At 52.9% G+C, this 14357-nt stretch carries 10 protein-coding genes; 1 reads left to right on the forward strand and 9 read right to left on the reverse strand.

The window, feature by feature from the left end; translation table 11 throughout:
• Positions 1-46: 46 nt before the first annotated feature.
• The 5 genes from ACYVJM_RS17800 to ACYVJM_RS17820 all read right to left on the reverse strand — a co-directional run bounded on the left by ACYVJM_RS17800 (position 47) and on the right by ACYVJM_RS17820 (position 5148).
• A complete protein-coding gene (locus ACYVJM_RS17800) occupies positions 47-919 on the reverse strand; it encodes a transglutaminase family protein (RefSeq protein ID WP_461149571.1) in 873 nt (290 codons plus the stop codon).
• Positions 920-948: 29 nt separating this feature from the next.
• Complete coding sequence (locus tag ACYVJM_RS17805; protein WP_461149572.1) at positions 949-1854, reverse strand: class I SAM-dependent methyltransferase; 906 nt, start codon at positions 1852-1854, stop codon at positions 949-951.
• A gap of 52 nt (positions 1855-1906) precedes the next feature.
• Positions 1907-3046 (reverse strand): fatty acid desaturase family protein, encoded by a 1140-nt coding sequence (locus ACYVJM_RS17810; RefSeq protein WP_461149573.1) that lies wholly within the window; start codon positions 3044-3046, stop codon positions 1907-1909.
• A gap of 7 nt (positions 3047-3053) precedes the next feature.
• Complete coding sequence (locus ACYVJM_RS17815) at positions 3054-3386, reverse strand: winged helix-turn-helix transcriptional regulator (protein ID WP_461149574.1); 333 nt, start codon at positions 3384-3386, stop codon at positions 3054-3056.
• Positions 3387-3906: 520 nt separating this feature from the next.
• Complete coding sequence (locus ACYVJM_RS17820) at positions 3907-5148, reverse strand: ABC transporter permease (RefSeq protein WP_461149575.1); 1242 nt, start codon at positions 5146-5148, stop codon at positions 3907-3909.
• Positions 5149-5358: 210 nt separating this feature from the next.
• Here ACYVJM_RS17820 and ggt point away from each other — a divergent pair, with 210 nt between their 5' ends.
• Positions 5359-7167: a gamma-glutamyltransferase gene (gene ggt, locus ACYVJM_RS17825; protein ID WP_461149576.1), complete on the forward strand. Its 1809-nt coding sequence runs from the start codon at positions 5359-5361 to the stop codon at positions 7165-7167.
• A gap of 80 nt (positions 7168-7247) precedes the next feature.
• On the opposite strand, the gene ACYVJM_RS17830 is transcribed toward ggt, so the two are convergent.
• From ACYVJM_RS17830 to ACYVJM_RS17845, 4 genes are all read right to left on the reverse strand, one after another.
• Complete coding sequence (locus ACYVJM_RS17830) at positions 7248-8786, reverse strand: SulP family inorganic anion transporter (RefSeq protein WP_461149577.1); 1539 nt, start codon at positions 8784-8786, stop codon at positions 7248-7250.
• A gap of 294 nt (positions 8787-9080) precedes the next feature.
• Positions 9081-9761 (reverse strand): 3-keto-disaccharide hydrolase, encoded by a 681-nt coding sequence (locus tag ACYVJM_RS17835; protein WP_461149578.1) that lies wholly within the window; start codon positions 9759-9761, stop codon positions 9081-9083.
• Positions 9762-9882: 121 nt separating this feature from the next.
• Entirely contained in the window at positions 9883-10890 is a 1008-nt protein-coding gene (locus tag ACYVJM_RS17840; RefSeq protein WP_461149579.1) for a hypothetical protein, read from the reverse strand.
• A 154-nt stretch (positions 10891-11044) separates the two neighbouring features.
• Complete coding sequence (locus ACYVJM_RS17845; RefSeq protein ID WP_461149580.1) at positions 11045-14170, reverse strand: FAD-binding and (Fe-S)-binding domain-containing protein; 3126 nt, start codon at positions 14168-14170, stop codon at positions 11045-11047.
• Positions 14171-14357 lie beyond the last annotated feature (187 nt).

The raw sequence follows: 14357 nt of genomic DNA on the forward strand, positions 1-14357 counted from the left end.
GTGCTCCGTGTCTCTATGTTCAATAAACCCGATTAGCTTCTGACCACTACTGGAGAACCTTCAGCGTATTCTCGTACGAAAAAGTCGTTTCGTTGACGTCTGTGGTGCCGGTTACGGGGGCGGCATCGTCGGGATCGGGGGTGCAGGCGAGTGGAATATGCCCTTCTGTGGCCAACATGCCCGAGGTAGGGTCGAGACCGATCCAGCCGGCACCCGGTATGAACACTTCGGCCCAGGCGTGTAGCGCCAGCGAATTTTCTTTAGTTGGGTCGTTCTGTTTCGTCTCTTCCGTAATGACCTGCGCCAGATAACCCGAAACAAAGCGGGCCGCCAGCCCAACGTGCCGAAGTGCCTGCACGAGCAGCCACCCCGAATCGCGGCAGGAGCCAATAGCCAGCTCAAGCGTTTCGTCGGGCGTCTGAACCCCCGGCTGCATCCGAATGGTGTAGGCAATATCCTGGACTACTTTCTGATTCAGCTTGATCAGAAAATCGATCGTTCCCTGCGGGCTGCGGTCAATGCTTTGCAGCCACTGGTTAAAGTGAGGGCCGGGCTCCGTGACATCCAGATACGGCAGAAGCCCCTTTTTTAGCTGTGCATCGTAAGTAAACGGGAATGACTGGGCGTACGTGTCCAGGAAAAAATCGAACGGGTTAACGGGTTCCAGCCGGGCCGTGATATCGACATCAATCGACATCATCGACATGGATTCCCAAAAATCGACCCGGGCTATGAAGTTTCCGAACGGGTCCTGTTGCCAATGAACAACATGATTGGCCGGTTGGATGGTTAACGTGTACGATTCAATGATGGCTTTACTGTGTGCCACCGGCCGGAGCCGAATCAGGTGAGGTGACAAAAAAACTACCCGATCGTAATCATATCGGGTATGGTGGTGAATAGCGACACGGACAGACATGGCTGATGATGAGGTGGACACTTCCTGAACTATACTTTTTCGAAGACCAATCGGTAGTGCTCCATCGTTTCTCGCTGAAAGCACACCCGGTTCGGGCTTTTCCGGAATACGGCAATCAAATCCTGAAAGGGTTTATTTGTCAACAGTTTTGGCAGCAGCGAAGCATAGAGTACGTATTTTGTCAGGTTAAAAGCCCGGAAACGTTTACGCCACTGACCAATGGTTTCGATGTAGTCGAGTCGACCGCTGCTTTGAGAAACAAGTTTGAACAGGGGTTGAGCGTTGCGGATCACCTGCTCCGGTCCGTAGGGAAGCCACGAACCCGGAAACTGGGCAATCATCAGCGCCAGCATATACGAATCTGAATCCTTGGGCGCGTCGAGGCTGATTTCCTCGTAAGGAATCATGTTCTTCCCAAACACCATGGTTTGCATGTAGAACCGACCGCCTACGGGTAGCAATTCGTAAAGATTCTTAAAGAAATCGGCGTAGACTTTATCCTGATCTCCGGCCAGATATTGCTCAATGGAACAGAAATGCTCCATCCCGCCAATGCAGCTAACGGCACCGAAGGTGCCATAATCGGCGGGTGTTATCAGGCGGCAGTCCTTAATATCGACATCTAGTCCGTTGGCCCGGCAAGCTTCGGCCTGGCCTTTGGAAAGCGTAACCCCTTTACCGATTGCCCCCCGTTTTTGGGTGGCGTAGGTCAGATAAGGTCCCCAGCCACAACCCATATCCAGTATTTTGGACCCGGCTTTTACGTTGAGACTGTCGGCAATGAATTTGTGCTTTTGCTCCTGCGCCTGCTCAAGCGTCAGGGAGAAATCGCCGTTGTACATGGCACCACTGTAATCGCCGGTTTCGCCCATACTCAGGCGAAAAACTTTGTCAATCGTCGTGTACGTAAAGTCGAGGTCCTGCTGCGATGCCATGATGATATAGTTAAGGGTGAGTTACAGATGCATGGGTAAACGGGTCCTTACGTTACACGAAGGGAACAGGCTCCTGTTGCCTGACCAAAACGGGGGCAGGTACCACTACCGGTTCAGTACGGCCCAAAGTCCGTAATAACCTGAAGTGCGACAAAAGGGCTGAGCCAAAAGTCCGGTTCTCCAGGTAAGGCAAGCCGAACTCGTGGGCGGTATCTTTCACAATTCTGGAAATCACCGGATAGTGAATATGGCACACTTTCGGGAATAAGTGGTGCTCGATCTGCCGGTTCAGGCCACCGCAGAAAAACGCGGCTGTTGCCGAATCGGGAGCGAAATTGGCCGTCGTGCGCATCTGGTGAACGGCCCAGGCTTCCTGTATGTCGCCCCGCTCGTCGGGCATGGGGAAGTCGGTGCCTTCTACGGCGTGCGCCAGCTGAAAAACGAGTCCCAGTACCAGCCCTTCGGCAATGTGCATCATGATGAAGCCCACGGCCAGCTGCCACCAGGTCAGGTCCAGCACGATAACGGGCAGGATCAGAAAGAAGAAGTAATAAATGGCTTTGGAGGCAAACAGTTTTACATACTCCTGCCGGGGGTGCGATGAATTGTCGTGATGGCCGATCCGGCTCTTGAAGAACTTCACGAAGTCTTTCCGAAATACCCACGACAGCGACGCCAGGGCATAGAGCGGAAAGGTGTACCATTGCTGAAAACGGTGCCAGGGTTTGAGGTCTTCCTGGGGGTCCAGCCGTACCAGGCCCGGTGCCAGTTCAATGTCTTCGTCGTGACCTGGTATGTTGGTGTACGTATGGTGAACGATATTGTGCGTAATCTTCCAGATATACGGATTGGCTCCCAGCAGGTAAAAACTGTTGCCCATAATCCGGTTTACCCAGCCCTTCGACGAAAACGACCCGTGCAGGCCATCGTGCGAAACGTTGAAGCCAATGAAGGCGGCAAACATCCCCAGCACAATGGCCAGGCCCAACATGGCCCATAAACTAAACTGGTTCGATAGAATCAGGCCGTAAAGCGTTGCATAACCGATCAGGAAAAAGCTGGATTTCCGCCACATAGCCGCGTTGGCATTGGGCGAGACTCCATTTTCGACGAAGTGGGCATCGACTCGTTTACGGACTGTTGAAAAGAATTGTGAGCGGGTTTTGTCTTTAAATTTTAATTGAGCTGACATCAAGAATTTAGTTAAGGATTTGGCCGATCTCCTGGATCTGCCGTAAAATGGGCAGTGTTAACCGACCTCTTTCGGTGAGTGAATATTCGACTCGTGGCGGAATTTCTGCATAGACTTCCCGACTCAGGACGCCCAGGGTAACCAGTGCTTTTAATTCGCTGGCTAATATCTTCTGGCTGATTTCCGGCATTCTGCCGCTTAACTGGCTATACCGAAGGGTTTGCTCCCCAAGCGTCAAAATAATATACAGACGCCATTTGCCGGAGATAATGACCAGAGAATTTGTAATTAGCTGTAAATCGGGTTTGACTGACAACTCGGTTCGGCTACTTCCTGTCATGAGTGGTTAACGATTGGTCGAACCGAAACAGTAGCATAACTCACACTGAGGCTGCCGTGTAATGATTTCTATTCTGAATACCCGGCTCGATCTGCTGACGCGGGTTTACTGGTGGATAGGTAAATAATGTAAAAGGCGAATGAACTCAGGGTTACCTTAAAAATGTTGAATAGGATTTTCTGAAAAAAGTGATGAACGCAAAGCCAGGACGAAGAGTAAGATGACCGAACGGAACGTTTGCTGAGTAGAAAAGCAAGGAAAAGAAAAACAAGAATAAGAAGAAATCAGCAAACTATTGGCAAGCGTACGTTATGAGACTATTAAATAAGCGATAAATAGGGAAACTCACTTTCGTATAGGTAACTCTATTACGTAAGAGTAAGTTTCTTACTTATTTAAAATGGTAAACAAATAACAACGGTGCTGTAGTCATTAAAAGAACGACAGCGCCGTCAGTTACTGGTATAAATACGTATTCAGGAAGGATTTGGACTTCTCCGGGCCGGACAAACCGGCGAAATTATTTCGCCCGGATGGCAATGACGGGATCAAGACGGGCGGCCGAAAACGCCGGAACGATACCGGATATAATCCCGATTGCACTCGAGACGCCCAGGCCAAGGGCAACGTTACTGGCCGAAAGAACCAGCTCCAGACTGCCTAAACTCATGAACGACAGCAGGTAAACGAGAAAAATACCCGCCAGTCCGCCAACAAGACTCAGCAGAACAGCTTCGAAAAGAAATTGAAAGAGGATGACATAATTTTTGGCTCCCAGCGACTTCTGAATACCGATAATATTCGTACGTTCTTTAACACTGACGAACATAATATTGGCAATACCGAATCCACCGATCAAGATCGAGAAGCCGCCGATTACCCAGCCGGCGATTGTCAGCACCGCAAAGATTCCTCCAATGGCCTGAGCCGCTGCTTCCGGTCGGTTAATGGCAAAATTGTCGTCCTGTATGGGTCGTAAACCGCGTCGGGTGCGCAGCAATCCCCTGATCTCGCTCTCCAGCTCAAGGAGCCCTTCGTCCGTATCGTACCCTTTGATGGTGATGGTGAGGTTGGGGTTGATGGAGTTGAACATTTTGGCAAAGGCACCGTACGGAATCAGGCATTTGATATCGGGGTTGCCGCCTACATTGAGCAGACTTTCACCCTTTTTGCGCTGTACACCAATAACTGTGAAATTAAGTCCGCTGATCTTGAAGGTTTTGCCAACGGGGTCTTCGCCCGGAAACAGGTTTTCGGCTACATCGGAACCAATGATAGCCACGTTGCGGGCCACATCAATTTCCTGTTGGGTAAAGTAACGCCCGTTCTCAATCGGCACATCCGAAATAACATTGTAATCCAGCGTTGTTCCCTGAATCAGGGATGACATACTGTTATTCTCCCGCTTGATCGTGACGCGCCCTTTGAAACTCATAGCCACAACAGCCTTGGCGTTTTCCAGTCGTTCGCTCAGGAATTTGTATTCAGAATATTTTGGCTCAGGCCGCTGAAAGAATTTCCACCATTGATACTCTCCTCCAAAAGACCACGGCATCTTCTGCACATAAACGACTTTATCGCCAATGAACGACAGGCTGGTACGGATGCTCCCCTCCAGCGAATCGACCAGGGTGAAAACCGCAATAATGGCAAAAATGCCAATAGTTACGCCCAGTAGAGAAAGCAGTGTACGCAGCAGATTCGACCGCAGTGCCTGCCACGCAAACCGGAAACTTTCAAAAGTCTGACGAAGGAACTTCACCTGATTTAAAGAGCGATAGAGTGAAAGGGCGTTTTACCTGACTGATATTCTGTCAGTACAACTCCAGCTATGAAAGTACGATAATGACTCTGCTTCCCCAAACCATTTTGGACAAGTATAAGGTTCGGGCGGATAAGTGGCGGATTTGGGTATCGTCGGGATAACATTATTTTTGTAAATTAACGGAATACAACCGCAATCTGAAGCCCTATGACTAAACGTCTCGTTCCTTTCTACTGCCTGTTCGGTTTTGCGCTGGCGGTCGCTTCCTGCAAAACACAATCGCCTAAAACCGCTGCTGCCGATACGAAAGTTGAGCAGAGCCAGGGCGTTTACCAATACCGCGATGAGGACCCAACCATTAAGCCGTTCTTTTCGGACCGGGTTGGCGTAATCGGGCGAAACGGTATGGTGGCATCGGCCCATCCCGAGGCTTCGCAGGTGGGACTGGCTATTCTGAAAGCGGGTGGGAACGCGGTCGATGCGGCCGTTGCGGTTCAGTTTGCGCTGGCGGTGGTATACCCCGGCGCGGGCAACATTGGCGGGGGCGGTTTTATGGTGTACCGGGATAAGGCCGGGAAAGCGTATTCGCTCGATTACCGCGAAAAAGCCCCCGGACGCGCTACTCAGAATATGTACCTCGATTCGCTGGGGAACGTCCGGCCGGGACTGAGCATCAGCGGGCATCTGGCCAGTGGCGTGCCCGGTTCGGTGGATGGGATGGTCGAAGCCCACAAGCGGTTTGGCAAGCTGACCTGGGCGCAGGTGCTGCAACCAGCCATCGACCTCGCCAGCAAAGGCTTCCCACTAACAGAACGGGACGCGCTTGGACTCAACCGGATCAAAACGGACCTGAACACGATCAATCCCGGCAAAGCGTACTTTTTGAAAAGTGCGGCCCCAACCGACACGGTATCCTGGCACAAGGGTGATTTATTGATACAGGCCGATCTGGCCAAAACCCTTCAGCGCATTCAGGCGCAGGGGCGGGCGGGTTTCTACGAGGGCGAAACGGCGCGTTTGCTGGCCGAAGAAATGGTACGCGGCAAGGGCCTGATTACGCAGGAAGACCTGAAAAACTACCACTCCATCTGGCGCGACCCCATTCTGGCGGCTTACAAAAACTACAACGTAATAACGATGCCGCCCACCTCAAGCGGTGGTATTGCGCTGGTGCAGATGATGCGCTTTACAGAGCCCTACCCGCTGCGTAAATGGGGCTGGAATCGGGACAGCACCGTACAGGTCATGATCGAAGCCGAACGCCGGGTCTATGCCGACCGGGCCAAGTTTCTGGGCGATCCTGATTTTGTGAAGGTACCCGCCGGGCAACTGATGAGCCCCGAGTACCTGCGCACCCGCTGGACTGATTTCTCCTGGGCCAAAGCAACCGACAGCCGGGCGGTGCGGGGCGGTACCATTCCGGGTTACGAGAGCCTCGAAACAACCCACTTTTCGGTGGTCGATAAAGAAGGTAATGCTGTGAGTATTACCACTACCCTCAACGGTGGATACGGCAGCCGGGTGGTGATTGGTGGTGCCGGATTCTTCATGAACAACGAAATGGACGATTTTAGCATCAAACCTGGATCGCCCAATATGTATGGACTGATTGGCAACCAGGCAAACGCCATTGCGCCCCACAAACGCATGTTATCCTCCATGACGCCAACCATCCTCGAAAAAGACGGCAAACTATTCATGGTAGTCGGCACGCCGGGCGGATCAACCATTATGACATCGGTTTACCAGACGATCCTGAACGTAATAGAACACGGCATGACCATGCAGCAGTCGGTCAACGCGCTGAAGTTCCACCACCAGTGGCTGCCTGACAAAACGATTTTTGAAAACGGGGCTTTTTCCCCCACGACCATCGACGCGTTGAAAAGTCGGGGGTACATGCTGGAACAGCTCAGCAATACGCTTGGCCGTATGGACTGCGTGTTAGTACGCCCCGACGGCTCCTATGAAGGCGCATCCGACCCCCGAGCCGATAATACCGCGCGGGGTTATTGATGGCAACTAGAGCCGAGACACTCTTCGCTAACCGTGCGTCAGGTTCTTTACTTAAACTATCGCTGGCGGATGGCCCATACCTAGTCATCCGCCAGCACTGTATAATCAGGATCTTCCAAAATGTTGACGTCAATAAGGCTGTCGGCGTTTGTCAGCAGACGTCGGCAGTCGGCGCTTAAGTGTTTGAGGTGAATCGTTTTGCCCGCCTGCTGGTAGCTACTGGTCAATTTGCTGAGGGCTTCGATCCCCGACATATCCGCCACCCGGCTGTCTCTGAAGTCAATAATTACTTCCTTCGGGTCACCCGCCACGTCGAATTTTTCCCGGAAAGCCATCACGGAGCCAAAGAACAAGGGGCCGTACAGTTCGTAATGTTTTACCCCGGTTCGATCGACGTATTTCCGGGCACGAATCCGACGGGCGTTTTCCCACGCAAACACCAGCGCCGAAATAATAACGCCAACGAGCACGGCCAGCGCCAGATTGTGGAAAAGAACAGTGATGCCCGCTACCAGCACCATAACCAGTACATCATGCCAGGGCATTTTGCCAAAAGTTTTTAGGCTGGCCCACTCAAACGTGCCGATAGCGACCATAATCATTACGCCCGTGAGTGCCGCCATAGGCAGCTTCTCAATTATTGGCGCACCGACGATAATAAAAAACAGCAGCATAACCGAAGCCACTATGCCCGACAGTCGGGCCCGTGCACCGGACGAAATATTGATCAGGCTCTGGCCAATCATGGCGCAGCCGCCCATACCGGACAGAAAGCCGCTGGTTACGTTGGCCAGTCCCTGCGCTACGCACTCTTTATTGCCCCGGCCGCGGGTCTGGGTAATTTCATCGATCAGATTCAGGGTCAGTAAGCTTTCGATCAGGCCCACACCCGCTACAATGAGCGCATAGGGAAAAATGATCGACAGCGTTTCGAGCGTAAAGGGTACCGCCGGAATATGAAACGGCGGAAAGCCGCCCTGTATGGACGCAATGTCGCCAACGGTGCGGGTGTCGATGTTCAGGCCAATGGTTAACAGTGAAACCGTAATAATAGCCACCAGCGAAGCCGGAACGGCTTTGGTTAAGCGGGGCAATCCCCAGATGATGAGCATCGTCAGCGCGACCAGCCCCAGTAGCATAAAGAGCGGTGGCCCCGTCATCCAATGCAGTGTACCCGTGGCATCGACCACTTTAAACTGGTCCATCTGCGACAGGAAAATAACAATGGCCAGCCCGTTGACAAAGCCGAACATGACCGGATGCGGCACCAGACGAATGAATTTTTCCAGCCGGAAAACACCCGCCAGTATCTGGATGAGCCCCGCCAGCACTACCGTCGCAAAGATGTATTCGACACCGTGGCTCTTGACAAGCGCGACGATTACCACGGCGACGGCACCCGTTGCGCCGGAAATCATACCCGGCCGTCCGCCTAGTACAGACGTAACCAGGCCCATGACAAACGCAGCATATAAGCCCGTCAGGGGCGAAAGACCGGCAATTAAGGCAAAAGCGACAGCTTCAGGAATGAGGGCAAGAGCCACTGTTAAGCCGGAAAGCACTTCATTTTTGTAATCGACGCGTTGCTTGAAGTCGAATAAATTCAAATATTGATTCATGGAGATATAGCCTGATAGACAAAAAAGACCCACTGGCTGATGAAGATCGGCCAGCATAATACATGCACTACGAAAAGCAGGGGCTTTACATCAGGGGGGAGTAACCGGATAGAGCGAAGACGGGGCTATCATACCACAAAGGTAGACTTTTTGGTTAAAGGCCTGGTTGCTGAGAGAGCAGGAAAACGCGCCAATTCAATAATCCTTAAATGGATGCTAGTTAATAGACTAATAATTAAACAAAAGGCCCTACTCCGATTAACAGAATAGGGCCTTTTACTTTTGCGTGCAGGTCTACAACTCCCGAATCTTTACGTTCCGGTACCACACGCGCTCTTTAGGGCTGTGGTTTTGCAGGGCTATTTTGCCTTTCGCATGGGGTGTAGCATAGGGCCAGTTCGCAAATTTGCTCTTAGTTACCAGTGCTTTCCACTCGTCGGAGCCATATTGGTAATCGACCAGCTTTTTGCCGTTCAGGTAGTGCTCAACGTGGTTATTGTTGACCACAATGCGGCCTTTGTTCCACTCGCCGGGAGCCTTGGCCACGCTAAAGTCGGAGGGAGGGATCATATCGTAGTTGGCACCGGTCATTTGGGTGTCTTTCAGCTTGTAGGGCTTCCCGTCGCCATCCACATAGCCTTTGTCGTCGATCACCTGGTACTCAGGTCCCGACATGTACGTTGACTTGATGTCGGGGCTGTCGATGATCTTGTAAACGACACCGCTGTTGCTGCCTTTGGGAATTTTAAATTCGAACTCCAGGTCGAAATTTTCGTATTCTTTATCGGTCACGAGGTCGCCACCGGTGCCATCGGGCGTTAGGGCGCCATCTTCGATAGACCAGCCGACTACGCCGTCCTTGTGGTAGCTATGCCATCCTTTAATAGTCTTGCCGTCGAACAACATTGTCCACTTTGGAGGTGCTGTAAACGCGAAGGCGCTGAGCAAAAGGCAGGGAATAAGTAGCTTTTTCATGTAGTTTGGAATTTTAGGCTAAATGTAAAAAAAAGTAACGCGGCTGGAAAGCCGCGCCCGAAATGATTGTGACACCATGCTCGGGCGTAGCTTTCCAGCCGCGTTACGTTCATTTTATTCATCAACTCGCCATGTCGCGGGCGGCTTGCGGGTCGTTGTATTTGCGATCCAGTCCATCCGTCGATTTCTGGTCGGAGCGGTCCGAACCGGAGATCATATCCTGTGCCGTAACGCTGCTCTCGTCGGCCAGCTCGCGGGGGAGGTTCTGCGCTTCTTTGGCTTCCTCCGGCCGTTCGCCTGGCTGATTCGTATGCGTATCCTTGGCGTTGACATCGTACGGACGGGCCGAGTCACCTGTATCGGGCTTGTCTTCCATACCGGTATCGTCCGGACCGGCGGCTGCCCCCTGATACTCTGTTCCGGCCACGGGCTCGCTTGTTTCCAGGTCGTCCGGCGGCATTACGCTGGGCAAACCCGAGGTGAAAGTGCTTAACGTTACCGCGTTGATTTCATGCGACCGATCGGGCTGATCGGGCTCCTGAATCTCCGGGGTGACTGGATTTGGCGAACCGGGCAGATCCGGAATTTCAGGACCGGGAACCGGCGGTGCCGGTGGCGTTTCGGGAATGCCCGGAACGGGTTGCAAAGGGTCAGGCGTGCCGGGCGTAGACGGAATCATATCGGCAGACGGATAATTACCACCAATGAAATTCCATCCGTCGAATGAATTGGTCTTCGTTTCATTCTTTTCTGGTGCGTCTTCAGACGGCAAGCCTGTATTAACACCCGAACCGGCATCCGGATTACCCGTAATGTCGCCAACGGCAATTGGATCGTCGGGCATTACCGAGGGGTCGAACATGGTGCCGGCCCGCAGGGCAGCATCCGAGTTTTCGTATTTCTTTTTATCGTCGCCGGTCAGAGCGCGCTCTTCGTCGCTTCCCAGCCGGATACGGGGCATATCATCCGAGACATCATCTTCCGTGTCGCCCATTGAGACCAGTTTGCCATCAACCAGCTTCACCATATTGGTTTCAGCCTGATCGGCACTGAACATTGTTTCAGCGTGTTCGCTGGAGACTGTGTCGGCCTGTCTGGCTCCATCGGAGAGATTTGCGTTGTTTTCCATGACAATGTGAATGTTTTAGGTCTATGGAGAACCACCAGAAAGGCAAAAGGTTTTTTGCAGCTTGGGTATAAACCCGCGTAGCCGCAGGCTAACCATTGTAATTTTGATTTAGCCTACGGCTATGCAGTTTCCAACCACGCTGCAAAAAAACGCATTACAACAGCGCGTCGAACAGAATCTCGGCGGGGTGTTGGGCTTTGCGACCGGTACCGTCCTTAATCTGGTGCCGACAACTGGTGCCTGCCGCCGAAATAATGGCCGTTTCGGCTTGCCGGACAGCCGGAAACAGCACCATTTCACCAATTTGCATCGACAGTTCATAATGTTCGGCTTCGTACCCGAATGAGCCCGCCATGCCGCAGCAACCCGACGGAATCAGCTGAACCGTGTAGTTTTTAGGCAGCGACAGTACTTTCTTGACCGGAATCATGGACGACAGGGCTTTCTGATGACAGTGTCCGTGTACCTTCACCAATTGAACATCGGTCGTAAAGAGATTGCGGTCGACACGTCCGGCGTCGGCTTCACGGGCGAGCCACTCTTCGAACAGGAAAACGTTTTTCGCGATGCGTTCGGCGTCTTCTTTAAGTTCAGCCGGCACGAGGACCGGGTACTCGTCGCGGAAGGTTAAAATGGCGGAAGGCTCAAGGCCAACCAGCGGTTTCTGGTCCGTAACGAGGTCTTTGAGTAAGGTCACGTTTCGGATAGCGATGGTCCTGGCATCGTCTACCAGACCCTTCGACAGATACGTGCGGCCGCTTTCCACGTGTTCGGGAATGGTGACAGAATAGCCTAGACGCTGCATTAACAGAATTGCTTTCTGGCCGACTTCCACATCATTGTAATTCGTGAATTCGTCGATGAAAAGAAGAAGCTGGGAATTAGGCGCGAGGAGCGGGGAAGGTTTGGCATGAAGCGACGGCCAATAGTTGTTGCGCGTTTCACGGCCAATCCGTTCGTTCTCTTCTTTTTTCTGTTCCCACCACCATTTATTCAACGTCGTTTTCGCCAGCTCCGGCATGGTACGGTCGGGATGGAAACCAACGGCGCGGTTGGCTGCCTTCCGGAGTGTCGGGTTATTATAAATAGCGTTGTACGTCCAGGGTGCTTTACTGGCCAGTGACATAAGTCTCGTAAAGTTTCCTACCAGTCTTGCCCGGAGCGGAACACCTTTCTCGCGGTAGTGCTGCTGGGTGAATTCGGCCTTCATCCGGGTCATGTCTACGCTCGAGGGGCATTCGGCTTTACAGGCTTTGCACGACAGACACAGATCCAGTACATCTTTAACGGCTTCGTAGTCGCTCGCAAGGGGTTTTTCGGTATTGCTGTAGAAGTGCCGCAGGATATTGGCCCGTGCGCGTGTGGTGTCGTGTTCGCGTCGGGTGGCCATGTAACTCGGGCACATTGTGCCACCGGAGATTTCGGTTTTGCGGCAGTCGCCGGAGCCGGAGCATTTCTCGGCCAGTTCCAGCAAGCCGCCGTCTTTAGAGAAGTCGAACACGGTTTTGGGTTGCGGAATCACCACGTCGGCCTCCGACCGCAGCGACTCGTTCATGGGGGGCGTGTTCACAACCTTGCCGGGGTTGAAGGTGTTTTGCGGGTCCCAGAGCTCTTTGACGTCTTTGCACAGCTGGAAATTTTCGGGGCCAAGCATAAAGGCGATGCACTCGCCCCGCAACCGCCCGTCGCCGTGCTCGCCGGAGAGCGAACCGCCGTATTTTTTGACCAGCTGGGCCGTATCCATCAACAACGCCCGGAATTTGGCGCGTCCTTCCGATGACTTGAGGTTGATCAGCGGCAACACGTGAATCTCACCCGCCCCGGCATGGGCCGAATATTCGAGTTTGAGTCCGTGATTTTCCCAGGCCATGCGGTCCAGTTCGTCGATATAATCCGGTAGATCATGAACATCAACGGCCGTATCTTCAATGACATTCGCCGGTTTATCGTCGCCGGGAATATTGTACATGATACTCAGCCCGGCTTTGCGTAACGCCCAGGGCTTTTGGGTTTCGGTATCGAACAGGATTGGATAGGCGTATCCCAACCCTTTTTCCTGTAGGGCATCCACAAAATCCTGCGCTTTCTGGCCGACACCTGTCACGGTTTCGTCGAAAAACTCGACCATCAGAATGGCTTTTGGGTCACCTTCAACGAACGTCCGGTTTTTGGTTTGCTCGATGTTGGTTTTGGTGAGTTGCAGAATGTAGTCATCGACCAGTTCCGATGCCGAACAGTTGTGCGCCAGGGCCACCAGATTGGCTTCCAGCGATTGCCGAATGGTGTCGAAGTGCGCACATACCAGCGCCGATTCTTTGGGCGGCAGCGGTAGTAAGTTCAGCTTGGCCTCCGTAATGAAGCAGAGCGTCCCCTCCGAACCGGCAATGAGGTGCGCGAAGTTGAAGGTGGGTGCAGAGGGCAGAGGGCTTGGGGTATAAGGCAAAGGGTTTGAGGCATGGGGCATAGGAGGAAACCCAGATTTAGCTTCCTCTGTATTACCCTCTGCCCTGCTCCCTCTGCCCTCTGCCCAAAACATCACCATCGCATCCAGCGCGTAGCCGGTGTTTCTTCGGCTGACGGTGGGCTTGGGAAACCCTTCGCGGATGTGTTTCTGAACGTCTGGTTTTGACAGCCAGTCGCGGAATTGAACGTACAGGCGCTGTTCGAGCGGGCTCACGACGTTTTCGCCCCGGCATTTGGCATCGAATTGCGCCTGATTGAGCGGCCCGAACGTGACTTCTGCCCCGTCGCTGAGTACGGCTTTTACTTCGAGGAGGTGGTCGCGGGTGGTGCCCCAGATGATGGAGTGCAGCCCGCAGGAGTTATTCCCGATCATACCGCCGATCATGGCGCGGCTGGCGGTGGAGGTTTCGGGGCCGAAAAGCAGTCCGTGCGGTTTCAGGAAGGCGTTGAGATCATCGCGGATAACGCCCGGCTGGACCCGCACCCACCGTTCGGCCGCGTTGATGCCAACAATGCTGCCAAAGTGTTTCGAGATGTCGACAACGATGCCGCTGCCCACTACCTGACCGGCCAGCGATGTACCGGCCGCCCGTGGAATCAACCCCAGTTTATGCTGCTGCGCAAAGCGTAGTAACCGCTTTATATCGGCAACGGATTTCGGCAGCGCTACTGCAATGGGCATTTCCTGATACACGGAGGCATCGGTAGCGTACAAAATCCGTTGGGCCGTATGCTCGGGCGATTCATCGAAATAGAGTTCACCTTCGAACGAAGGCAACAGGCTGGCAAAAGCAGGATTCTGGGCAAGGCGAAACATAGCGGCAAAAAAGCGTCAAACGTTGTGTAAAGATACTAAAACGACGCGCGTTTGTGGAAAACGTATGCTACTGGAAAATCTAGTCAGAATCCAGTATGAATACGTATCTTAATGATTTGTTAGGCTATAAGAAAAAGAAAACTCGACACCTATTCCGCTGGAAGGTCGTCGAAGCCTATCGCGCCGA

It is taken from the genome of Spirosoma pulveris (assembly GCF_054781875.1).